We start from the raw sequence: 21,192 nt of genomic DNA, 5'->3' as shown, positions 1-21,192 counted from the left end.
CATTGAGGTGCCAAGTTGGTAGGAAAACTTGTCTTCGCCTTGGCCGTCTCGCTGCTCGTGCTTGTCTTCGGTCTACCCAACATCGAACAAAGCCGGCAAGAAGCACGCAGCGCCCAGGCGTTTCGTCTGGCACAAGAGATCAAGACCGGGACGCTGCCGGAAGATACCGTCGATCCCTGGGGGAAGCTGTTCGAGATCCGACGCCCGGCGGAAGGCGAGGTGACAGTCGTCTCACGCGGACCGAATGGCCTCACGCCATCATCCGGTTACGATTCCGACGATGTCTCGACATCGATGTCCGATCCTCCCCATCAAAAGATAATCCGCCTCAAGCAGATTCAAGTCATCGTTGTCCTGGCCTTGGTCGCGTTGCCGTGGCTGGTCTTACTGGTTGCTGCGATTCGTAAGAGGTAATACCCACAACAGCATTTCAGTGATTGTCATTTCCGCTCCTATACGACAGCATGTCATGATTTGAAACAGACAACCGTTTTCTTTTCACCAACAAAATCCGTAAACCATGAAGACAGCGATCCAAATAGGCGTTCCCAGCGGAGTGATGTTTGGGGCAATATGGGTTTTGGTGATGTCTCCCGGGCTCATCTTTCTCGGCGTCATGGGATATGTGCTCTTGGCGCTTGCTCTGGCTGCTTTCCTATTCGTGATTACCGCGTTCCCTTTTGGATTCGCGATGGGCTTCTTCGGAGAGTACCAACAAAGACGCTTTCTCGCGATGAAGTTGGTACCTGACGACGAGAGTCTGCTCTATCAAGGAGGGGCCAATCACTTCGTTGGCTTCGAGGGTGTGGGGGGATGGCTGTACCTTACCGACAAGATGCTTCGCTTTAAGTCGCACGAATTGAACTTTCAACCACACGAACTGGCAATTCCCCTTTCGGATATTACCAAGATCGACCCAACGCGCATGGCGGGCATTTTCCCCAACGGCGTGCTGGTGAATACCAAAGAGGGACAGCCCGAACGCTTTGTCGTATCTGGCCCAAGCTTTTGGATCAGTGCGATTACGAAAGCGAAAATGCAGGCAGCTTCGTAGGATGGCCGCTGGCGTGTTCATCGGATCGCTACCTTCATAGAGATGCTGATTATTCTGCCATGGGCACGTATGCGTAGACTCTGTAATGCAAAGAAGAAGACGAACCGCGGATGGTCGCGGATAGGAAGCACGAACAACGTCGACCACCAATTCCCATCCGCGCCCAACCACATAATCCGCGGTTAGTTCCCTCTTCTCCCGCCCTGCTCTGAGGCCTGATTTCGACCAACCGTGTCCGCGTTGTGCCTGGGGAAAAATGCTGGCACAAGATAGTCGCGAGTGTGGACGCATGTACACCAATGTGGTACACTAGGCCTTGCGTGAAACGAAAAGTTTTCCAAGTCCGATCTGGGGGTCGGCCGGTATGCATCGAGACCGTGGACGATGCCTAGTTTTCTAACAACAGGCAAAGCGTAGCTTGCTTCGCGACGAATCTTTGGCGAGGTGGGGGATGGCTACGCGCTCGTTCACAGGGGGCTGGTTTTTCAGGCCAGCTTTCTCAGGAACCGCGGCGGGGATGCCGCGCCGGGCAAGGCAGCCCACTCGTTTTGATGCAACATGCGAAACCGCTAGTGAAGGCACTCGTAATGATCGACACGCAAGCGTCACCAGATCGGTGGATGGTGATTGTGGTGGAAGGAAAACCAGGCCAGGAAAATGCAAAAATTCTGATCTCAGGCATTTCTCAGCGGGTCGCCCAAGGCTACGCCCAGGGATACAACCAAGTGAACGATCCGCAGGAATCTCCGCTGGTCCGGGCCATCATTTGTAGCTGTACGCCCCAGACCGCGGTGGCCTGATGCGGCAAAGCTTTGCGAGGGTCCTTTCGCCATTGGGCTATCCGGTTTAACCTCTTAATTCTGGATAGACACTGAACACGAAAGGGATCAGGCAATGGCCAATTTTTCGGATCGTCTTCGCGATGGCATCGTTCGCACGGCAGCCCCGGTGGTGGTGGGTCTGGACCCTCGCTTTGAATCGCTGCCGCAAACCCTCTTGGGCGAACACCGCGGCACGCACGATCCGAAGGTCAAAGCAGGCCTCTACCTGGTCTTCTGCCGCGACGTGATCGACGCCGTCTGTCAGCACGTACCGGCCGTCAAACCGCAGTCCGCCTTCTTTGAAGAGTTGGGCCCCGCCGGCATGATCGTGCTGGCCGAGGTGATTCAGTACGCTCGCGAAAAGGGGCTGCTGGTCATTCTGGATGCCAAGCGAAACGACATCGGCTCGACCGCAACCGCCTACGCCAAGGGGATGCTCGGAGCCAACAGCCCCTGGCAGGCCGACTGCCTGACGATCAGCCCTTACCTGGGTGACGACAGCCTGACCCCGTTTGTCGAAACGGCCATGCAAAACGATGCCGGCCTGTACTGCCTGGTGAAGACCTCCAACCCCGGCGGCAAGATGCTGCAAGACCTGGTCGTCGATGGCCTGCCCATTTATCGCCACGTCGGGGCATACGTCGAATCGCTGGCCAAACAGACGATCGGCGAGTGCGGCCTGGGTGCCGTCGGTGCCGTCGTGGGTGCGACTTACCCCGACCAGTTGATCGAATTGCGTGAAGCGATGCCGAGCACCTGGTTCCTGGTCCCTGGCTACGGCAGCCAAGGGGGCGGAGCCAAAGACGTCGCTGGCGGTTTCACCGACGCTGGCCTGGGCGCGATCGTCAACAACAGCCGCGGCATCATCTTCGCGTACTCCCGCGAGCCATACGCATCGAAGTACGAACCCAGCCAGTGGCAACGAGCGGTCGAAGACGCCACCCTCGAAATGATCGCCGACCTGCAAGCCGAAACAACCGCCGGCAAGCTGAAGGGTTAACGTCCCACGTCCCGTGTGCCACACCCAAGCCTGCTTGGGCGTGCCGCAGACGCGATACAGCGAAGGGTAACGCAGCCAGTCGCGAAGGCATCCCCATGAAAGCAAAACAGTTCGACAAGCTGGCCAAGGAAGCATTCGGCAGCATGCTGCAAGACTTCGGCTTTACCAGCGATCAGTCGCGCGGCTGCACGTTTTACCGCCGTGTCAACGACGACCTTTATCACCTCATCATTCCCGACTTGCTGCGATCAGGCGAGCGATACGATGTAATGGTCTTTCCGTTTTGCCCTCGGCTCGATCCCCTCTTCTCCGAGAAGTTTCCTGATTCGTTGGGAATACCAACCGGCTCATTCTGCTATCTCGCCCCCTCAGGCGTTGGCCCCGACCAGACGCTCTTCGAGGCAAGCAGCGAAGAGCGTTTCTTCAGCGTATTCAACTCTCAGGTTGCACCGCTCTTAAAAACGATGGCCGTTGGGTATTTGGATCAAGTTCAATCGCTGGAAAACATGTTGCCGCTGATCCGCAGCCCGCATCAAAAAGCGTTGGCCTCCTTCTATGTCCATGGAGATGCGGCTTCAAGGGTACAGCTCGAGCAACAGCGAGACCGACTCGCAGCATTGGATACCGACGACAAAACCGTTTCCGCCATACTCGGCTTGATCGAATCGTTGCTGTCCACGCCTGCTTAGCCGATAATAATTAGCCGGTGCCAAGCTCAAATCTTCTTGAGCCTGTATTCATGTCCTTGCGCCAACAACCGAGAAACGTATGCCAGACGAACACGAGGCCGTTGTTCTCGCCCAGCCTACCTGACTTCATGCGCACTTGAATCACAAAAGCCAAGTGATCTACGGATCGTAACTTGTCGAGGCACTGACCCGTTGGTCGTAGTCGTATTTCTTTTCCTCCCAGGTAGATCCACCGCCGCTGTACCCGCCGCCGAACACACCGAATAGGGCGTCCGAAACGGTACAGCCAGTGCTTGTACAGAGAAGAAGCAAAACGATAAGCAGCATGATTCGATTCATCGGCGACACCATGAAGTGTGGTCGTTGGGGCCAGGCAGCGAACAAGCCTATTCGTTTGATCGGCATTCGCAGGGGTTTCCATACGAGAAAACCCCGCGATTGCCAAGGCAGATTCACGCGAACGGCCGCTAGCGATTCGCTTGGCGACTGCTCCGTTGTCGCGCCCAAGTCTGCTTGGGCATGCTGGCCACTTCGCACTGCCGAGGGCGGTTGTGACACACGCTGAGGTTGTCAAAAGGCCCTCGGAAAATCAATTCTGGACAAGAAAGTCCAGAATTATCTAGGTCGATCATCTTACGTGGCATATCATGAGGTCTAGGCTCGCCCCAACCGCTCCCCTGCCCCGCCTCGGAATGTTCCTCATGCCTGTGTCGAAAACTCTCATCGCTGCGCTGCTTCTGCTGCTTGCGTCATGGACCTATGCTGCAGAGCCGAAGCTGTCCCCCGCTACGTCTCAGGCCGAAGCCAGGGCCCGGGCCATGCTGTTGCACGAGACCATCCACGGCACGCTCCAGGTCGTGCATCGCGATTTCTTTATCGAGGACGAATCGCGCGTGATTCCATCGGCGTCGATGGAAGACGTGTTCGATGCGCTCCAGGAAACTTACAACGTTCGCTTGAAGTGGCTGGTTGTCGAGACCGATGTCGTCAACGTCGATCACCAGGCGGAAGATGCATTCGAGAAAGCGGCCGTCAAAGCGCTGGCCGATCGGAAGCCCTACTTCGATGCGGTCGAAAAGGAGACCTACCGCTTCGCTGGCCCCATTCGCCTCGCTTCGCAGTGCTTGAAGTGCCACGTCCGTAACCGCAAAGACACCGCAGACCGCACCGCCGGTTTGCTGATCTCGATGCCACTTGAGCTTCCGGCTAAGTAAACGGAAGAGGAAGGTGAACCACGGATATCATGGATGGGCGTGAGCAAAAAGGTTGCTCTCCCTCTGCCGCGCTGATGACGTTCGCCGTGAGGGGCATCGTGCCGCTGCTGATTCGCCGGGGATTGCATTGGTATCCAAAGCGAAGCAGAGGTCGCCGACCTGGCGGCTAGCTCGATCACTACGGCTGAGCGAAATCAACCACGAACTGTGTCACGCCCTGCGCCAACATGGCCTCGTAGCCGGCGTAGGCTCCGTTCAAATTCTCGACGTGCCCTGCTCCGCCGTCGATCGCATTGATGATCTGCTCGACCGTAATCAGGTGCCAGGCATCGTCCGTTCCTTTGAGCGGTTTGATATCGGTCGACGAAATCTCAGGTGGGTCTTTGGCTATCTGCCGCAGCAGTCGCTGCTGGTAGTCGAACAAAACCCGTTGATCTTCTTCACTTAACTTCAGCGAAAACCCGAGGCCTGTGTCGTACCCGGCCGCGATCGCATCGGCATAGCCGTCCACCACTTCTTGCCGTTTCGCTTTCACGGCGGCAAGGTTCGTGCCGTGGGTGGTGTCGTAAACTGCCAAGGCTTCGTCGGCGGTGTCGGCTTCGATGAGTTCATCTCCGGCCACCACCGGCGAAGGTTCCGGCAGGTCGCCGGCGAACAGCATCACCAGAGTGCCTTCACGAAAAATAGCGGTACCCATTAAGACGGACTCCAATAGTAGCCAAAGATGGTCAGTAAAGATTCGGTGGGAATGCGCGTCAGCGTGCCGGAACCGGTGTTGTAGCACCAGTGATAGACTTGCCCGCTGGCATTGGTCAAAAGGGTCACCGGCAGGTTCGTGTAGCTGAACGAACCGAGGACCGGATGGTAATGTTTACGCGGTCCATTGTTGGCCGTCGCCGATCCGTAGTTACCGTTGGCCATGTTGATGATGCAGCCGTTGGTGGCGTTGCCGACGATCGACTGGCAATCGACCGCCAGATCGGCCAGGCGTGGCGACTGCGTATCGACCAGCGTGCCCGAGGTCGGCGTGTTCGAGGCCAGGTAACTGGCCGCCGTGATCGCCGTTTGATACGTCACAAACCGATCGTGCGAACGCATCGACGTTTCGCGTAGTTGCGAAGAACTGTTCGTGCGATACAGGCCGATCGCTCGAAAACAGTCCCAACCGGTCGGCAGGCTGTTCACCTTGGAAAAGCCGGCGACGAACGAACCACCGTCCATCCCTGCCAGCACGTAGTAATCGGTACTCGCATCGAGCGAACTGCTGTCGACGCGATCCCCGGAATCGTCGATGGCAATCACCGTGGTTGATCCATTGGTGATAATCGCGGCCCCATCCGACGAAGCACAACTGCCTGCCCCAATCTGTAAATCGTGGGCCGTATCGGTATCGGAATGGATCAGCAGGCCGTCGATAAAATTGCCATGCACGCCAGCCGCGAAAAGCGTTTGCAGGTCGTCGATATCGCTGGTGTTGTTAGCCGTGACCAGGCCGACCGAATTCATGTAGCCGATGACGTTGACCCCGCTCACCGTCATCGTGCCGTCAATCGTCGCGTTGCCGGCCAGGTACAAGTGACGCGGCTTGATCGATGTCGTTCCGATGTCGCGAACGTTGTTGGTTTCCGGTACCAGATGTCCGCTGCCATTGACCAGCCAGCTACCGCTGACCGCTTTGGCCCAGGCCGTGGTGCCGTTGCCGTTGGTTTGCAGAAAGTAGGTGTTCGTCCCAGCGGTACCAGGCAACGTGACCGGCCCTGGCGTGAAGTCGGTGACGATCCCACCGGCAATGGCAACCTGGTCGCCGGTCGCGGTCGTGATCGTTCCGTCAGCGATCGCTTCGGCGAATGCGGCTTGCGTTGTGGTTTGAAACGTCTGCAGGTCGCCGATCTCCGCGGAATTCACCGCAATCGCAGCGGCGCTGCTGGCAATGTCGTCCGAGTTGCCCGAGATGGCGGACGTGTTCGCAGAAATCGCCGCCGTTGCAGAAGTCTCGAAGGCTTCCAGGCCACCGATCCGCGTCTCGTGACTTACGATGGCGGCGCTGTGGTTACCAATGTCGTCTGCATTGCCACTGATCGCGGAAGCATTCGCCGCGATGCTGGTCGCGAGGGACGATAGCGCCGCCGTATGCGAACTGATCGTCGTGCCGTGCGTGGTGACCGTGGCCTGAAGCGTGTCGACATTCGCTGCGACGGTCGTTACGCGGTTGTCCAGTGCCGTGGTAACCGCCGCATCAAATCCGCTGTCGGTGCTACTCGCTGAACTGGAAGCGTGGGAGACGCCACCACCGCCGCTGCTGGCCCCAGACAACAGCACCAGCGTTCCAGAAACGCCAGAAACCTCGATCTCGTGCAGCGTCGAGTTGTACATGAAGAAGAGTTCCCCCTCGGTCATGCGTAGCACGGTTGATCCGCTGACGGTCTGCCAGTGGCGATGCACTTCCACCGTTTCCCCTTCCACCAACTGCGTATCGGCTGGCTGGTCTTCCGCCCCAACGTCCAAAGCGTGGAAGTTGTAGTCGGAACCAACTTCGCTCAGGTCGTCCGTTGCCGCTAGTGCCTCGACCTGGTCCACCGTGTAGAACGCATCGGTATTGTTGATGCGGTTAGTGCGGCAGGTCAGCGTCAGGTTGCTGGGGATGTTGACGTTGGCATCCGCTTCGGTCGCACGAATGCGGGCCGTGAAGCATAACAGGTAATGCCCCGTGGTGTGGATGCGATGAAAGCCGCGCGTCAACAGACTTTGCGTTTCGCTCGAATAGGGCAGGCTCTCGCTCAGGCCGAACGGAACAAGCTCGGGGTTATCGCGGCCTCTGAGGGAAAGCATTGCACCCGGAGAAAGCGTCGCGAGCGTCTGACTATCCTTGATGATCGCACCATCGAGCACCCCACTTGGCGAAGCAGGCACAATCCAACCAACGCGAAACTGGTAGCCTGGCCGAGCCGCGTCTTTGAAGGTCGTTTGGGGGCAGCCGTCGAAGTCGATGAACTTGAAAGCCCCCGCGCCAGGAACAAGGTAGAACGGCGTCTGCGCCGGCGCGGCATCGATCGACAACCCATCGCCCCAGACTGGCGGTTGGTCCGTTGGGTAACCAATCAGGGCCTGCATCATGCCGGTTTGCGTACAGCGTCCCCGGCTCTTCGGTGAAATGGCCTGCGAGCCGTTCACGTAAAACAGACCCGCGTCGTGTTGATGCCGCGCCTCGGCGCGTGGTCGGCCCAGCCGCAGGGCGAAGTCGAGCTTGCTGCTGGAGTGGATCGCGTCGACCGTGTCGTCTTCGCCTGGCTGCGAACCGATCACGGCGAATGGGGGAATGACTTCGCTTGCCACGTTTTGAAATCGCAGCCAGCGCTGCGCGTCGGTGGCGCGACTAGGGCTGTCCATGTTGTACCCCCTTGGCTTGTTGGGCTTGCTGCTGTCGGTGCAGGTTCTGACGCACCCGTTCCAGGAAGCGTTTCTCTTGGTAGCTGGCATCCAGCAGAAGCTGCTCGCAGTTGAGCGAAGCGGTCGTCTTCGCGGCCAGCGAACCTTCGCTATCGATCCGCCACGTAACCTGGCGAATCGCCCCGTCTGGCTCGATCGGTTGCAGGCCCACGTACTGCGCGCTGGCAATTGGCTGCGATCGCATCTGGGCGAGCGTCTGATCAAGGTAATACCGCGCCTGACGCGTGAGCTCGTCTACGTTGTCGCGTACGCGCGAAGTCTTCTCGTCGTGCTTTACTTCCAAAGCAATATCGCTGCGATGCACGACCAGCGGGTTCTCGCGAGCCGACTTCCGCCCTCGCAAGAGGCTCCAGTGTTCGAGCCCGCGGGTCTCGCTGCGTCGCCAACAAGTGGCGACCCGCAAGCGAAGATCGGCCGCTTTGCGCAGCTGCTGGGTGCCGTTGTCGATGTACTGAAAGACCGGCTCGGCGAAACGCACGATGCCGCGGCGATAGTCGACCGTGAACGCGCGCTGGTAGCGCTGCTCGGGATACGATGCCAAGTTGGGGCTGGGGGGCTGCATGCTTGGCTTGGACGAGCCGAGTTCCCCCTTGGCATACGTGCCGTATACCCACGGCGGTCTTCGCTTACGGGTATCGTCCGGCAGCAGGTCGTCGTCGAGCTGATGCGACAGGAGCGGCAAGACTTCGTCGATGCTTCGCACACGATTGCCGCGCGTCTTGGCCACGCCAGGCAGGTAGTCAGGCACCTTGATGCGGTACATCTTGAAGATCGATTGCTGAGAAAGTTCCTGGCACCGCGGGTCGACGTTGTCGGTCCAGGCCGTTTCAAACGCCCATCCCTGCTTCGGCTTGTAACTGAGCTCGTCGATCGGTTTGATCTCGCCGTCGATGTCTTCGCCGACCGCTTCCAATTCAAAGTCGACCTGATAACGCGTGGGACCGGCCACCAGTTCGATCCCCAGCGGCAGCTCAGGCGGATCGTAGCTGGTGCGTCCTTGCAGCAGAAAGCCATTGATTGGCAGCGACTTGCCTTGCCCGGTTGGCTCGAGCGAGACGCGGCCGTTGGTCTTGAGCACCACCGTGCAGCCGACCGTTTCGGCCAAAGCTGCCAGCGCCGCGGCCGGGTTGGTAATGTCCCAGTCGACATAGGGGCGGGCATGGTTGGGCATTCGCGATAGATCCTCATGCGTCACGCCCATCGCGGTCAGACAAAGTTGGGCCAGTTCGCGCGGCGACTTTTGCGTGCCGGGCACGATCTGCGAGGCAGCTTCGGTACGCAGATTGTACTGCCCCGAGATGTACCCCAGCCGCCAGCGCCAACGCTGATCGAGGATCTCGAAGCGAATCACCTGCTCTCCGCTGGGCGAAAGCTCGACGTGCGCCGAATCGACGCGGCAGTCTGGCAGTTGAACCGTAACGCCGGTGCCGGGATCGAACAGCCGAGCCGTTCCCTGCATCGCAGGGGAGGCCATGCCGGCCACGCAGCGTACATGGATCTTGCCTGGCTGCGTGCCATGCGACAGCGTATAGCTGACCGAGAGGTAATCGGTGATGCCGGGGTAGGTGAACATTGGTTGGCTGATCATGTTACGACCTCGCTGCGGTGAAGTTCGTTCCCAGCTCCGGGAAGCGGGACGTCGATTGATAGTGAACGGTCAGGTCGGCGACGACTCCTTGCGGATCAAGCACATTGGCCGCATCGCCGCGACAGGTAATCGCATTGGTAACCGTCTTGTCGCGCAGATCGCCTTCGAAGCTGAGCGTGCCAGAGCCCCCAACCACCGTATTGCCGCCAAGCGTGCCGGTTGTGTGGTAGAAGACGTTCCCTCCTTCGATGTCGAGCTGTGCGATCCCATCGGTTCCGCCGATCACCACGCTTCCTGCCGTTACCAGCAGCGAGGTAATATCGCTTCCGCTGTTGGCAAAGCATGTGATCTGACCGCCGTGAGCGATCAGACTTCCCACCGCCGCGTTGTCTCCCAACAGCAACTCGACATCGCCTGCCGGATCGTCGGCGTAACCGACTTGCACGCTTGCCCACACGGCAGCTTGCCCGGCGTATTGAGCCGACGAAACGCTACCGCGATAGATGCGAAGCACGTTGGCCGCATGCGTGCCGAGAACATTCACTGCATACTCATCCAACGCCGCGGGCGACGCGCTGCCGGCTACCGTTACATCGGTTTGCCCGCTGCCGAGATCAAGCCGAATTCGCTCGCTACCACTGCCGGCTCCTTCACCGATCCGCACGCTGCTCGCGCTGATGCGCAGATGCGTGTCGCGGTATTCGAGGTAACCGGCCTGATTCCCATGCGGAAGGCCGATCGTACCGACGAAGCTGCCCCGCACCAGTAGCGCGGCGAGCGTTACCGACGATTGATTCAGCCCATACAGTACCGGGCGATCGCTTGCTTCCAGAATAGCCGTGTCGCCGTCGGTCGGCACGCTGCTGGTCGACCAGTTCGCGGCGTTGTCCCAAAACGCGGGGCCGGTGGGTGTGATCAGCGGGGAGATCGTCAGAGACTGGGTACCCGCTCCTACGAGATTCGTGCCGTTGGACGTGATCGCGGTAACGTTCTGTCCGGCAAGACTTCCGATGAACTCGACCAGCCACGGACCACCGGCCGGGCCGCTGACGTTGACGTCGCCACTGCCGATGCTGGCCGTCGACTGAAGCGCGCTCTTCACGCTGGCCGAAGTGGCGTTGTAGGGGATGTTGGTCGATTCGCTTTCGTCGTAGGTCAGCGTGAACGTGCCGCTGGTGACGCTGGCCGACATGGTCAGCAGAGCCTGTTCGTTTTGATTGGCCACGGCGGCTTGCACGGTGCTGATGGTGACGGTGCCTCCGGTCAGGTTCGCGCCGCTGGCGGTCATCTGCCCGACGTCCGTACCGGCCAGCGTTCCGGTGAACTCGATCGTCCATGGTCCGCCGTCGTCGCCGGTGACCGAGACCGCGCCGCTGGCGATGTTCGAGAGTGCTTCGAGCGCGGCTTCGACATCCGCGGCCGACTCGTCGAAGGTCAGGTTGCCGGTCGTCTGCCCTTGAAAACTCAGCGTGAACGTGCCTCCCGAAGGATTGCCAGGCAGCGTGACGGCCTGCACTTCGTTTGTCGAGTTGCCACCGTTGCTGACGATGGTGTGGCTCACGACGGCATCGAGGTCGTAAGTGATAATCGTCGAACGGGCGACCGTCGGCGCGAGCACGGCATGGCCTGCTTTCTCGGCGACGATCTCGACTTCGATCGTGTAAGTGCGGGTCGTGGCGGTTGTGGAACTGGTGCGAACCAACGACAGCGACGAACTGCTGGCCAGCCCGTACACATGCGCAAGAAGGCTCAGCCACTGGGCATCGGTTTGGGCGGAATGGACCGTGCCGGAAGCGGTCGCGTCGGGCTCGTTGGGCATCAGCGAGAACCCGATGGGAACGGTTTCGCTGAGGGCCTGGGTGCCGACGATCTTCAGCCGATGATTATCCCCTGGCTGCCCGGTGGTGGTGGTCGTGACGCTGACCGATTGCCCAGCCAGGCTCGCTCCGTTGCCGGTCAGCAGCGTCTGCGTGGTGGCGGCCAGGGTGCCGGTGAACTCGACCAGCCACGGGCCACCATTGGGGCCACTGACAGTGACATCGCTGCTACCGATGTTCGATAACGCTTTGAGTGCGGTCTCGATATCGGCGGCCGATTCATCGAGCGTCAGATTGCCGGTCGTTTGTCCTTCGAAGCTGAGGGTGAATGTTCCACTGGCCAGGCCTGCCGGCAGACTGACCTGCTGAATCATGTTCACGCCGTTTCCGCCGGATCGCAAGACTTCGACCGCTACCTCGGCGGTGCCGCCGTTGTTGGTTGTGCCGGTAACGACAAACGGGGTGCCGTCGGCCAGGCCCGTCAAGCGAAGATGGGCCGCGACACTGTCGGTGGCCGCTACGGCCGCGGCGGAAGGGAACTCGGCAATTGCCGCCGCTGCGATTGCCGCAGAGAGCCCTTGATAAACACTTTCCGGCGTGCCGGCGGTTGCCGTGAACGAAACTGTTTTGCGATTGATCGTCAGCGTGAACGTGTCGCCGACCTCGACATTGTCGACGGTCACCTTGTCGACCTGGGCCACGCCCTGCGCGTCGCCGCGCCAGATACAAATTGCCATGGTGGTTTCCTGGGGTTGTGCTTTTGTGTTGTGGTTAATGAGAAGAGAGGGAGGAACCGTGGATGAAGCGGATGAGGATCAGTCAAAACCAATCCCGGGTACCACGCTCAAGTCTGCTTGGGGGTGTCTCGAAAACGAAATCAATCACACGCGGTCGTAGGATGGCTACCAGTGTCTTCACCGGATAGCCATCTTGAACCCGGAAAGATGGCTATCGCCTAAGAAGGCGTAGCCATCCTACGACGATCGTTCGTGCTGAAAGCCACGCCCTAGCAGACTTGAGCGCGGCACCCGGATTCGTTTGATTCCGTCTTCTCTTATCCGCGGTTAGATTTCTCTCTTCGATCATGGTGCGATGCTGGGCAAACCAAACATCGGCAAGGCCGATTCGAACTGGTACTGCCAGCTGACGGTGAAGTTGCGGGTCGCGTTACCGACCCACTCCGGCGATCGCCGTGTGATGTGGGGTGCCTTGGCAAGGTTCGCCTCGCCGAAAATGGGTGGCGGCACGCTGGGGTACAACGCGTAACCGGTAGCGGTGCCGGACTGCGTGGCATGATAGGTCGTGGCGCGGCGCAACTGCTGCTTGATCGGAAAGCCGAGGGCCGTTTCGACGTGCGAGTAACGTGGCCCGCCGCCGGAGGTGCTAAGCGTTTCGGTGAAGTTCATCAACGCGCCGGTGCTTCCCGCGATCGGCACTTCCGCCGAGATCTGCACGGCGAATGAACGCCGCGTGGCATACTCAGGCCCGGCACCTTGGGGGAAGTCAGGCCCTTGCGTCACGTAGACTCCGCCGCGGGTATCACGCACTTTGAGCGTATGCTGCGACTCGGTCACGCCGTCGGAAAGCAGCAGCACAACGTCTTCGTTTTGCCGAGCGTAGGCCGCAGTGAACGCCGCGATCTGGGCATCGAGATCGGCCTGGCCACTGCCCAGCAGCATCCCTTGAATGGCCCACGTGACCGCGTGTGCCACCGGGACGCCGCCGCTGCTTACGATCGGCCGCTTGCTGATCGCAATTTGCGGTTCGCCGATGGGGTGCGTATACTCCCCTTTTCTTAGATACATGGTCTTTCCTTGGGTGTGAGTGTTGTTGTGGAGTATTTCGTTCAGCTCACCAGTCGCGTCACTGGCAAGATTCAGTTCTTAGAATCCGACGCGTCTTCCGAAGAAGAAGCGATCGGTCGTTTCGATTCATCGAAGTACGACGTGAAGGTCATCCCACCTGATCAGATCGAACAGGCCAGGCAGGCGTACTATGATCAGCTCCAGCAGGAGTTGGACGCTTTGAAGCAGAGAGCGAAGCAGCCGCTGCAGGTGTTTTTGGTCATGGTGGGGGTGATCGCGCTGCTATTCTTGGTCATGGTCGCGGTACTGATGAACGTGAACTCGAACCATTCAAACAGTGCCCCGAAGGATTCCGAAATGATCGACACCGAGAAAGCCCTGTCGATCAAGGTACTGCTGGACGATTGAAGCGGTCGTAGGATGGCTACCAGTGTCTTCGTTGGATAGCCATCTTGGACGCTGGAAGCTGGCTATCGCCTCGGAAGGCGTAGCCATCCTGCGGTGATCGTTCGTCCTGAAGGTACGCCCAAGAAGGCTTGAGCGCGGAACCCGGCGAAGAGCATTTCATCCGCCGTCGCAGATTGCGGCACCTGATGGGATGCGTATAATCTTTTAGTTTCCTTGGGTAAGGCAGTCATGGCTAAATACAAAGTTCGTCTTACTGACGTGGCTACTGGCGAAGTCCGCGATATGGATGTTGAGGCTCCTACGCCTGAAGGTGCCGTAGCGATGTACGATGCGTCGAAGTTCAAGGCAACGGTTATATTTGCTGAATCGAAGCCTCAGGCAACCTCGGCGATTAGTACTGCTGAAGGAAACCGAAACGCTGCAATCATGCTTGGAACCTTCGTGTTTCTTGTGGTGTCAGTTATTGTCATTGGTTCGGTTCCTCCGTCATCTGTACCCTTTGTAATTGGTGGCGGCATGGTAGGCTTATTTGGATTGGCTGTTCTCTATCTCCTTTGGAAGATATCAACCAAATAATAACAATCTCTACTATCTGTTCTTGTCCTCCTCAAAAGTTTCCACTTTCGTTGTTGTACTTCTGCTCCAGAATGGCGATGAATCGCTGAAGTAGACGCTCGTCACGTTCTTTGATTTGAGCCGCCGTCTCTTCTGCCAGACGCGAGGCCAACGTCTCCATTCGCTCGAGGTCGTCATTTAGTTGGACTTCGATCTCTCGTTTGTCATCCAATTCCAATTTAAGCTTGGTGGAATCACGGATGAGCTGCTCGACAGTATCATTTTCAGCGGCACCAAAGACCTGCGTAAAGCCAGCCGCGTCGGCTCGTGCGAGGTCTGCCTTCTGAGCGAATTCCGATGCCTGTTGGGTACCGACATTGCGAAGGAGAGAGCTTTCATCGCGAGTGAGTGCTCCACCGTTCTGGGCTTTGCGAAAGGCGGCAATTGTTTGTTGCTGAACACCTTCGTCCATCTGTCCGAACCGCTGGCGGGCCGAAAGCAACTGTAACTCGATTCGCTCTTGCTCGGACTTCTTCATTGCCAACTGGTGTTCGATTTCTTTGGTTTCCTCCTTCGCCGTTTCAAGGTGCTTCTCGTGTTGCTCTTGCAGGCGGCGGAGAGAATCTCTTTCTGCTTCTTCACGAGCACGGTTAGCGTCTTCGAGAATCCGTGTTTGTTCGGTCTGCTGAAGTTCGACTAACTCAGTCGCTTGCTTTTGAATGTCTTCCAGAAGATCCAACTGCTTTAATCGATCTTGCTGGTGAATATCGGCGGCCGTTTTTTCTATTTGGGCTCGCTCTTCGATGGCATCTTTCAGGATCTGCGTCGTTTCCGCTTGCGTTTGTTTCATCAACTCCGTGAAATGACGGGCGTTCTGTTCGGCGACGGGGGTTACATCAACGCTAATCGTGTAGTTGAGAAGAACCTGCACGTCAGGGTTACTCATCGAACGTATCCTTTCGGGGGTGAAATCGCGGCTAGTTGCAGAATCTGGAGTTGTTGCGACTGTTCAATCAGGCGGAAGACTTGATCCAGCTCGGCAAAATTGCGAGCCAGGATCGGATCGCTCTTCAAGCGGTCTGGTACACAGTGGAAATGGGTTGCCCGGGCCCGCCGCCACAGTTGGTAGGTGCGCCAGTTCTTATCCGTGAGCTTTAATCGCTCGGCGTGTTGGGGATTCTGTTTGGGGCACGATGAGCAAGGGGTTGGCACGCCTGAAGGACGGGGTTGGGGAACTTCCTGGCGGCTGGCACCCGTGCGAACCGTTTGCCGCTTGCCCGTCTTCAGGTCGTAAAGCCATTTCGCGCAGTCGCTGCAATCGATCGATGCCGCGCCGGGGTGCAGCAGCTGAAGCGCCACACCCTCGACTAGTTTTTTAGGTCGTCACCTTCACGGTAGGATTCCGGTTGCTGACCGGAATGGGGCAAGGGATCGGAAGGACGCGAGCCACAGATCGTTGCGTATAGCTTGTCGAACAAACTGGGCATCAATTTCTTTACATTCTGCGTCTTGATTTCCAACGGTATGTTCCACGTGGAAAGATGCGAGGCGATGGCCTGGGCCAGCACGTCGGTTGCCGATTTGCCGCTCGTTTCGCGGACAAGAGATTGCGCCACCTGGTCCCGTTCTTCGTGCGTCATGGGGCGGTAGGTTATGCACAAAGTGCCGTGAATACCTGAAACTTCAGCGATACAGGCTTCGTGGGTGTAGCCGTCGTCAATGAAAATTAGATTGTTCATGGTGTACTATTCCTTGAAAAAAAATTTGCGTCGTAGGATGGCTGCCGAAAGTTGGCAATCGCCTGAGAAGGCGTAGCCATGCTACGCAGTTGTGTTCGTGTTGGTGAACTGAATCAGCGGCACGGCATTGGCGAGATCCGTAAATGCTTGCAGTGTTACCTGGGGGCGGATGGACTGCATGCCGCTAATATCGACCGGCGTTTGCGGTTTTTGCAGAAGGCCGAAGTCGACCGTCATGCTGTCGGTGCCGTTGTTGTAGACCAACTGCGCGGCGCTGACGCCACGCGCGGCAATTTCGCGAAGGTGATCGTCGAAGACCGCGTTATGTTCGGTGGTGAAGGCTAGTGTGACGTTTTGCTCTCCTTCAGGCAGACTTGTTCGTGTCTGACTATTGTTGAAGTGCTCTAACTCCAGGCCGTTGTTGATCGTCAGCACCAGGTCGTTGATCTGGATGTCGGTATCGTCGAACGTCCAACTGGCGTGATGGTGGACGTACGGCAGCTTTTCGGAAAGAGTAGCGGAAATGGAAGGAAAGGTGCCAGCCGCGGCGGGATTATCTTGGATTCTGCCTTCTAATTGCAGTTCCAATTGCAACGGCTGCCCTTGGCTGCTGCGGAAGATGGCCTGGGCAACTTTCAGGCCTCGGTAGGTCTCTACGTAGAGGTCCTTGTCGATGGTTGCGACCAAGTCTGGCAGCGACTCGGCAAGATCGAAGACGTCGGCAACTTCCGTACCCCCGAGGATATACGGTAGCAGAAAATCGAGATCGTCCGGCCGCGGTAAGAGCACCACGTTGCCATTGACCGTGTAGGTCCCTTTCTGTGTGTGGTCGCCGATCGGTGCCCGCTGGCCGCGAATGCCGTTGGTGCGAATCAAGTTGTCCCGTTTGTTGAGTGTGCACGATTGGAACTCAAACTGCCGTGTGGCCAATTCGGTTGCGTGCTGTGGTCCCAGACCCAGTTGGGTGACATGTCCCATTGTTACCATGGTTTAGTTTCCTTGTTCGAGGACCCAGCACCGAATGGTGAGGGCCGAGGCGTCGATGTGATGTTTCCATGCGTCCGGCAAAACGACCGGGGCGTGTTCGACCGTGCACAGGTAGCATCCGTGTGCGGCCAAGGGGGATTGATGGTGAAAGTGCTGCCGAATCGCTGCCCTCCACGGCAGTAGCGTTTGCTGAGCCGTTTTGGTGAGCGCCCCGTTGCTGACTTTCAGTAGCGTGATTTGAAAGCCGTAGCCGATGTCGCGACTGCGGTTGGTGCCGTTGGTGCCTTCGGTTTCGGTGACCGGCGAAACGATCGCCCCGGCGGTCAGTTGGTTGTCGGCGGGGTTCAGCGGCACCGGCTGTTGGCGAATGTTGGCGGTGGTGAGGCCATCGAGTTCCAGTCCATTGATCTGGCCGACGATGGCATCCCACAGGGTTTCGCTGGTGGCTGGCATGCGTGTTCCTTTACTTGTCGCGGCGGCAGAAGCAGCGCCACTGGGTTTCGAAATGTGCCTGCCGCGTGCTGACGATCGTCCAGGTGCCGCCGCCTGGCCAGGTGATCTTGCCTCCTGGTTTGGGCCGAGCACCATCGAGCGAAACGTCCCACAGCACGAACGTGGCGAGTGTCGATTGCAGGACGACTTCATTGCCGACGCAGGCAAATTCGTCGGCGCGCGGGACGCACTTACGCGCCTTCACGCCGTTTGCCGTGGCGGTGGCATCTTGATAGGTGGCCTCGTCGACGTCGGCGAACGCGGTGTAGCCGTTTTTGTAAAGCTGGTACATCTGCGCGAGGGTCATATGAGTCGCCCTCGCGAGATCGTTTCGCGCGGTCCGGCGATGCGCTCCAGCGCGGCGTCGATGTCGGCCAGTTCCTGGTACAGACTTCGCCGCAGGCCGACATGGTCGACGTGATCGCCGGTACCGGCTGTATTGGGCAGGGCACCAACGCTGGTCGAAGTGAGCCCTGCCAACTGCGAAAGCACCGCATCGCGCCGCGTGAGCAGATCGGAAATAACTTCCGCTGGCGATTTGGTCATGGGGTTACCTGTTGTGAGTGGGAATGGTATTTTTGTCCCCTCTCCCCTGACGAGAGAGAGGACTAAGAATTGTTAGATGCGTACGACGATCGCGTTAAAGCCTTCAGTGCGCTGGGGGATGCCGGCTTGTTGGTAGGCCTGGCGGCGGGCATCGGTTTCGTCGACGGCTTGTAGGGTGAATGTGCGGTCGTCGCTGTTTCGCTTCTTGAGGGTGACGCGATAGGTCTTTAGCGGCGTGTGGCCTGGGTGGTTTTCGCGGAGCCACTTGCCGTACGCTTGGCGCTGGCTGGGCGAGGCGGTGGGTGCCCTGCCCTGCTGGACGTCTTCGCTGGCGGTGGAAAGATCGAGGTCGGTTTCGCTCAGGGCGATTGGTGGCACGGCGGCCGGTGGCGCGGCAGTGAGCAGCGCGGCTTCTTTTTCGGCTACGGCCTTTTCCCGCGCGGCGACTTTGTTTTCGCGATCAAGGAGATAGGCGTCGAGGTCGTTGTGTGCTTCGTGGTTGGTGTTTTTGTTTCTTGTCATGGTGATTGGTTCGCTTGGTGTTGGTTGACTTCCCCTCCGGTCCCTTCTCCCCTGAGGGGAGAGGGTTAGGGTAAGGGGTTGAAGATTGGTTTGGGACGTGAACCGGAAGTAATCTTTCGGTCGCCCTTCCAGGGCTAAGAGTTCATTGGTTTGAAGGACGCTCAGTGTTCTCTGTGCGCTCTGTGGCTTAACTTTTTTGATGTTGGGTAAGCACGCCCAAGAAGACTTGGGCGTGGCACCCGGGGATTTGAGGTGAAGGTTAGGCTGCGGTGTTCTTTTGCACGCAGCGGGGCTCGACGACGGCGACCTGGCCCATTTCGCTGCTCTTGGCTTTGAAGGCGATGTCGCGTTCGAAGTCGTCTTCGTTACCGGCCGGGGCGGTGACCGTTTCCGGGGCCCAGTTCTGCATGTACTTGAACGCCTTGGGGAAGTCGCCGTAGTACCAACTGCTGCTGGATGAAGTGCGGGCCTTCACGTAAGGGCTGGTGATCGGCGCGAGCATGCCGCGGTACGGGTTGTCGTAGGTGCGGGCAGCCTGGTAGCCGACATCGGTAGTGGGCTGCGTTAGCTGCTGCACCTGGGTTGCGTTTACGATCGACAGCGCCGTGTGGAACAACGCCCCAGGGACCACCAGTTGCCGTTTGCCGACGATGATCGGTTCGCCCGTGTCGGGGTCGACCATGTCTTCGAACAGCAGGTCGGCCGCTTCGATCGACTCGTAATCGACCAGCGGGTTCACCTGGAGGTTGTTCCAGTTGTGATCTCCGCTGTTGTTGCCGTAGGTGGCCACCATGCCGCGTCCCTTGCGGTGATAGCGATCGACCAGCCCGAAGATGGTGTCGAGAATTCGCTTCTCCCAGTTGACGGCCAGCCACTCGCTGCCGCGGTCGGCCATGCGGAGGACTTCGCCTGTCTTGTCAAAGAAGATCGCCTCTTTGGTCACCTCGACGATGAAGCCGCGCTTCTCGGTCGGTTGGGTTTCGATCCAATCTTCGCTCAGGCTGACGCGTGGGTAGCTGTCCCCTTCGTGCACGTGCTGGGCTCCGTCTCCCAATTGGCCGACGCCGGGCAGGCGTTCCCACTTGTCGCCGGTCGGTTCGATGGTCACCAGATGCCGCGCGATCATTTCGGGGCGGGTGAAGTGATTCATCAGCTTCTTGTGCATGAAGGTCTGATTGATGTTGGCGAACGCGCTGGTGTTGATGCTTTCGCGAACGAGGTTCACGCCGGTCGGTCGGCCGGCCATCGAACCGTCCCAACTGTGGACGATCTCGTGACCGTTGGATACCAGCGCACAGAAGGCGCGGCGAATCGAGTACTGCGACTCGGTGACTTCCCCTTGGATAATCGCCGTGCAGAGGTCACGTTCGGCACGGTTAGGGGCATGCGATTCATGCACGCCTTGGCGTCGTGCGTTCCGCTTGCGATCGCGCTCGGCCGCCGCGTATTCCCGGCCGAAGGCTTGCCAGTTCAGAAGTCCGTTGAGTGATAGCATGGTGTTTCTTTCTTGTTTTGTGATGTGTGTGTTGTGAACAATCCTGTCCCCTCTTTCCTGAGGGGAATGTTTGGGCTTAGCTGGACAGGCCCAACGCCCAGCCGATGGCGTTGATGTCGACGATCAACTCCGAGGCAGCGCCCGTCTTGTGGCCGACGATCGCTTTCATTTCGGTCGCGCCGCTCAGACTGATTTCAGGGGCGAACACTTCGCGGGCAAAGGTGCCTGGTCGGCGAACGATTTCTCCGCCGATACGGAAGACAACCTGGCCGTAGGCTGCGTCGCCGCCGGAGGGGAGGTACTCGATCTCGAAGGTCGTTTCGCTGCCATCGGCGGCAATCCCCGTATCGAGCGTCTGCTGCGTGGTACCAGCCGAGACTTCGCAGATCCAGGTGGTTCCGCCGTCGATCTTGTAGATGCCCGCGCCCCAGTAGTCGGCCCGCGGACCGGCACCGTCGTCGGCCAGGAAGTTGTCTTCGGTGGGTGCGTTCTGCACGCCGATCGCCAGGACGTTGTCGGTGTTTCCGCCACTGGGGGTGAACTTCAATTGCGATCGCAGAGCGAAGCCATGCTGCGAATCGAACTTGAAGATCTCTCCTTGCGTCGCGAGGAACACACCGTTGTTGTCGGCAGGCGTGGTGCTGCCGGTGGTCAGACGACCGTACCCGCCCCCAGCGGCGTCGGCGATGGTGAGCGCGGCGCTGGCGTTGGTTTTGGTAAGGTCGAGTTCGTTAGGAATTCCGAGAAAGTGCGTGAAGAACTCGGCAACGTTGCGCCAACCGCTAAGCGCGGAATTGGCAGACGTGGTGTAGGTGGTCATGGTGGTTTCTTTCTTGCAGATAACTTGTGAATGGGTTGAACGTCAGAAGCTTTCATCCGGAGCCCCAACGGGGCGACATCGATGCAGCGTGTTGTGAAGCAGGTGTATTGGTGTGTCTGCTATGTCGCCCCGTTGGGGCTACCGATTCCTGTTGGCTTGTCACCAGGGGCTTACACCCCTGGCTATTACATGC

24 protein-coding genes are annotated in these 21,192 nt (G+C 58.7%); 8 read left to right on the top strand and 16 right to left on the bottom strand.

Annotated elements, in window-relative coordinates; genetic code table 11:
• Window positions 1-15: 15 nt before the first annotated feature.
• The 5 genes from C5Y96_RS10875 (at window position 16) to C5Y96_RS10855 (ending at window position 3,564) form a co-directional block, all read left to right on the top strand.
• Complete coding sequence (locus C5Y96_RS10875; RefSeq protein WP_146115614.1) at window positions 16-414, top strand: hypothetical protein; 399 nt, start codon at window positions 16-18, stop codon at window positions 412-414.
• Window positions 415-520: 106 nt separating this feature from the next.
• Window positions 521-1,054 carry a GRAM domain-containing protein gene (locus tag C5Y96_RS10870; RefSeq protein ID WP_105353026.1) on the top strand — a complete coding sequence of 178 codons (534 nt, stop codon included), beginning with the start codon at window positions 521-523 and terminating at the stop codon, window positions 1,052-1,054.
• A 587-nt stretch (window positions 1,055-1,641) separates the two neighbouring features.
• Complete coding sequence (locus C5Y96_RS10865; RefSeq protein ID WP_105353024.1) at window positions 1,642-1,854, top strand: hypothetical protein; 213 nt, start codon at window positions 1,642-1,644, stop codon at window positions 1,852-1,854.
• 94 nt (window positions 1,855-1,948) lie between these two features.
• The gene (gene pyrF / locus C5Y96_RS10860) at window positions 1,949-2,875 is read left to right on the top strand and encodes an orotidine-5'-phosphate decarboxylase (protein ID WP_105353022.1); all 927 of its coding nucleotides are present in this window, start codon (window positions 1,949-1,951) and stop codon (window positions 2,873-2,875) included.
• A 95-nt stretch (window positions 2,876-2,970) separates the two neighbouring features.
• Window positions 2,971-3,564: a hypothetical protein gene (locus C5Y96_RS10855; RefSeq protein WP_105353020.1), complete on the top strand. Its 594-nt coding sequence runs from the start codon at window positions 2,971-2,973 to the stop codon at window positions 3,562-3,564.
• Between the two features lie 159 nt (window positions 3,565-3,723).
• Here the strand turns inward: C5Y96_RS10855 and C5Y96_RS10850 are convergent, their stop codons facing one another.
• Complete coding sequence (locus C5Y96_RS10850) at window positions 3,724-3,969, bottom strand: hypothetical protein (protein ID WP_105353018.1); 246 nt, start codon at window positions 3,967-3,969, stop codon at window positions 3,724-3,726.
• A 296-nt stretch (window positions 3,970-4,265) separates the two neighbouring features.
• On the opposite strand from C5Y96_RS10850, the gene C5Y96_RS10845 reads away from it, so the two are divergent.
• Window positions 4,266-4,778 carry a DUF3365 domain-containing protein gene (locus C5Y96_RS10845; RefSeq protein ID WP_233198907.1) on the top strand — a complete coding sequence of 171 codons (513 nt, stop codon included), beginning with the start codon at window positions 4,266-4,268 and terminating at the stop codon, window positions 4,776-4,778.
• A gap of 178 nt (window positions 4,779-4,956) precedes the next feature.
• Here C5Y96_RS10845 and C5Y96_RS10840 read toward each other — a convergent pair whose 3' ends face one another.
• The 5 genes from C5Y96_RS10840 to C5Y96_RS10820 all read right to left on the bottom strand — a co-directional run bounded on the left by C5Y96_RS10840 (window position 4,957) and on the right by C5Y96_RS10820 (window position 13,435).
• Window positions 4,957-5,475, bottom strand: coding sequence for a hypothetical protein (locus C5Y96_RS10840; protein ID WP_105353013.1), 519 nt, complete (start codon window positions 5,473-5,475; stop codon window positions 4,957-4,959).
• Window positions 5,475-8,165, bottom strand: a complete 2,691-nt coding sequence (locus C5Y96_RS10835; protein ID WP_105353010.1) for a hypothetical protein — start codon at window positions 8,163-8,165, stop codon at window positions 5,475-5,477. Before C5Y96_RS10835 ends, C5Y96_RS10840 begins: the two co-directional genes overlap by 1 nt.
• Window positions 8,152-9,813 carry a hypothetical protein gene (locus C5Y96_RS10830; RefSeq protein ID WP_105353008.1) on the bottom strand — a complete coding sequence of 554 codons (1,662 nt, stop codon included), beginning with the start codon at window positions 9,811-9,813 and terminating at the stop codon, window positions 8,152-8,154. The genes C5Y96_RS10835 and C5Y96_RS10830 overlap by 14 nt, the downstream gene beginning before the upstream one ends.
• Before the next feature lies 1 nt (window position 9,814).
• The gene (locus C5Y96_RS10825) at window positions 9,815-12,367 is read right to left on the bottom strand and encodes a hypothetical protein (RefSeq protein ID WP_105353006.1); all 2,553 of its coding nucleotides are present in this window, start codon (window positions 12,365-12,367) and stop codon (window positions 9,815-9,817) included.
• 345 nt (window positions 12,368-12,712) lie between these two features.
• Window positions 12,713-13,435 (bottom strand): hypothetical protein, encoded by a 723-nt coding sequence (locus C5Y96_RS10820; protein ID WP_105353004.1) that lies wholly within the window; start codon window positions 13,433-13,435, stop codon window positions 12,713-12,715.
• 15 nt (window positions 13,436-13,450) lie between these two features.
• Between C5Y96_RS10820 and C5Y96_RS10815 the strand changes: the two genes are divergently transcribed.
• Window positions 13,451-13,843, top strand: a complete 393-nt coding sequence (locus tag C5Y96_RS10815) for a hypothetical protein (RefSeq protein ID WP_158261175.1) — start codon at window positions 13,451-13,453, stop codon at window positions 13,841-13,843.
• A gap of 228 nt (window positions 13,844-14,071) precedes the next feature.
• Window positions 14,072-14,419, top strand: coding sequence for a hypothetical protein (locus C5Y96_RS10810; RefSeq protein ID WP_105353000.1), 348 nt, complete (start codon window positions 14,072-14,074; stop codon window positions 14,417-14,419).
• A gap of 31 nt (window positions 14,420-14,450) precedes the next feature.
• Here C5Y96_RS10810 and C5Y96_RS10805 read toward each other — a convergent pair whose 3' ends face one another.
• From C5Y96_RS10805 to C5Y96_RS10760, 10 genes are all read right to left on the bottom strand, one after another.
• A complete protein-coding gene (locus tag C5Y96_RS10805; protein WP_105352998.1) occupies window positions 14,451-15,344 on the bottom strand; it encodes a hypothetical protein in 894 nt (297 codons plus the stop codon).
• Window positions 15,341-15,757: a hypothetical protein gene (locus C5Y96_RS10800; protein ID WP_105352996.1), complete on the bottom strand. Its 417-nt coding sequence runs from the start codon at window positions 15,755-15,757 to the stop codon at window positions 15,341-15,343. Before C5Y96_RS10800 ends, C5Y96_RS10805 begins: the two co-directional genes overlap by 4 nt.
• An 8-nt stretch (window positions 15,758-15,765) precedes the next feature.
• Window positions 15,766-16,137: a hypothetical protein gene (locus C5Y96_RS10795; RefSeq protein ID WP_105352994.1), complete on the bottom strand. Its 372-nt coding sequence runs from the start codon at window positions 16,135-16,137 to the stop codon at window positions 15,766-15,768.
• Between the two features lie 81 nt (window positions 16,138-16,218).
• Entirely contained in the window at window positions 16,219-17,124 is a 906-nt protein-coding gene (locus tag C5Y96_RS10790; RefSeq protein WP_146115613.1) for a phage tail tube protein, read from the bottom strand.
• A gap of 3 nt (window positions 17,125-17,127) precedes the next feature.
• Window positions 17,128-17,577: a hypothetical protein gene (locus C5Y96_RS10785; protein WP_105352990.1), complete on the bottom strand. Its 450-nt coding sequence runs from the start codon at window positions 17,575-17,577 to the stop codon at window positions 17,128-17,130.
• 10 nt (window positions 17,578-17,587) lie between these two features.
• Window positions 17,588-17,923 (bottom strand): hypothetical protein, encoded by a 336-nt coding sequence (locus tag C5Y96_RS10780; RefSeq protein WP_105352988.1) that lies wholly within the window; start codon window positions 17,921-17,923, stop codon window positions 17,588-17,590.
• Window positions 17,920-18,162, bottom strand: coding sequence for a hypothetical protein (locus C5Y96_RS10775; protein WP_105352986.1), 243 nt, complete (start codon window positions 18,160-18,162; stop codon window positions 17,920-17,922). Before C5Y96_RS10775 ends, C5Y96_RS10780 begins: the two co-directional genes overlap by 4 nt.
• 72 nt (window positions 18,163-18,234) lie before the next feature.
• Entirely contained in the window at window positions 18,235-18,684 is a 450-nt protein-coding gene (locus C5Y96_RS10770; protein WP_105352984.1) for a hypothetical protein, read from the bottom strand.
• Between the two features lie 259 nt (window positions 18,685-18,943).
• The gene (locus tag C5Y96_RS10765; protein ID WP_105352982.1) at window positions 18,944-20,179 is read right to left on the bottom strand and encodes a hypothetical protein; all 1,236 of its coding nucleotides are present in this window, start codon (window positions 20,177-20,179) and stop codon (window positions 18,944-18,946) included.
• Between the two features lie 76 nt (window positions 20,180-20,255).
• On the bottom strand, window positions 20,256-20,999 hold the full coding sequence (locus C5Y96_RS10760) for a hypothetical protein (RefSeq protein ID WP_105352981.1): 744 nt from the start codon (window positions 20,997-20,999) through the stop codon (window positions 20,256-20,258).
• Between the last annotated feature and the right edge of the window lie 193 nt (window positions 21,000-21,192).

The organism is Blastopirellula marina, from assembly GCF_002967715.1.
Lineage (GTDB): Bacteria > Planctomycetota > Planctomycetia > Pirellulales > Pirellulaceae > Bremerella > Bremerella marina_B.
The sequence above is the reverse complement of the archived record's forward strand: the minus strand, read 5'-3'. Positions and strand labels throughout refer to the sequence as shown.

Bases quoted from the DNA above. Each gene is read 5' to 3' on its own strand.
- C5Y96_RS10870 (WP_105353026.1), top strand. From the start codon at position 521: ATGAAGACAGCGATCCAAATAGGCGTTCCCAGCGGAGTGATGTTTGGG.
- C5Y96_RS10865 (WP_105353024.1), top strand. From the start codon at position 1,642: ATGATCGACACGCAAGCGTCACCAGATCGGTGGATGGTGATTGTGGTG.
- pyrF (WP_105353022.1), top strand. From the start codon at position 1,949: ATGGCCAATTTTTCGGATCGTCTTCGCGATGGCATCGTTCGCACGGCA.
- C5Y96_RS10855 (WP_105353020.1), top strand. From the start codon at position 2,971: ATGAAAGCAAAACAGTTCGACAAGCTGGCCAAGGAAGCATTCGGCAGC.
- C5Y96_RS10850 (WP_105353018.1), bottom strand. From the start codon at position 3,969: ATGCCGATCAAACGAATAGGCTTGTTCGCTGCCTGGCCCCAACGACCA.
- C5Y96_RS10845 (WP_233198907.1), top strand. From the start codon at position 4,266: ATGCCTGTGTCGAAAACTCTCATCGCTGCGCTGCTTCTGCTGCTTGCG.
- C5Y96_RS10840 (WP_105353013.1), bottom strand. From the start codon at position 5,475: ATGGGTACCGCTATTTTTCGTGAAGGCACTCTGGTGATGCTGTTCGCC.
- C5Y96_RS10835 (WP_105353010.1), bottom strand. From the start codon at position 8,165: ATGGACAGCCCTAGTCGCGCCACCGACGCGCAGCGCTGGCTGCGATTT.
- C5Y96_RS10830 (WP_105353008.1), bottom strand. From the start codon at position 9,813: ATGATCAGCCAACCAATGTTCACCTACCCCGGCATCACCGATTACCTC.
- C5Y96_RS10825 (WP_105353006.1), bottom strand. From the start codon at position 12,367: ATGGCAATTTGTATCTGGCGCGGCGACGCGCAGGGCGTGGCCCAGGTC.
- C5Y96_RS10820 (WP_105353004.1), bottom strand. From the start codon at position 13,435: ATGTATCTAAGAAAAGGGGAGTATACGCACCCCATCGGCGAACCGCAA.
- C5Y96_RS10810 (WP_105353000.1), top strand. From the start codon at position 14,072: ATGGCTAAATACAAAGTTCGTCTTACTGACGTGGCTACTGGCGAAGTC.
- C5Y96_RS10805 (WP_105352998.1), bottom strand. From the start codon at position 15,344: ATGAGTAACCCTGACGTGCAGGTTCTTCTCAACTACACGATTAGCGTT.
- C5Y96_RS10795 (WP_105352994.1), bottom strand. From the start codon at position 16,137: ATGAACAATCTAATTTTCATTGACGACGGCTACACCCACGAAGCCTGT.
- C5Y96_RS10790 (WP_146115613.1), bottom strand. From the start codon at position 17,124: ATGGTAACAATGGGACATGTCACCCAACTGGGTCTGGGACCACAGCAC.
- C5Y96_RS10785 (WP_105352990.1), bottom strand. From the start codon at position 17,577: ATGCCAGCCACCAGCGAAACCCTGTGGGATGCCATCGTCGGCCAGATC.
- C5Y96_RS10780 (WP_105352988.1), bottom strand. From the start codon at position 17,923: ATGACCCTCGCGCAGATGTACCAGCTTTACAAAAACGGCTACACCGCG.
- C5Y96_RS10775 (WP_105352986.1), bottom strand. From the start codon at position 18,162: ATGACCAAATCGCCAGCGGAAGTTATTTCCGATCTGCTCACGCGGCGC.
- C5Y96_RS10770 (WP_105352984.1), bottom strand. From the start codon at position 18,684: ATGACAAGAAACAAAAACACCAACCACGAAGCACACAACGACCTCGAC.
- C5Y96_RS10765 (WP_105352982.1), bottom strand. From the start codon at position 20,179: ATGCTATCACTCAACGGACTTCTGAACTGGCAAGCCTTCGGCCGGGAA.
- C5Y96_RS10760 (WP_105352981.1), bottom strand. From the start codon at position 20,999: ATGACCACCTACACCACGTCTGCCAATTCCGCGCTTAGCGGTTGGCGC.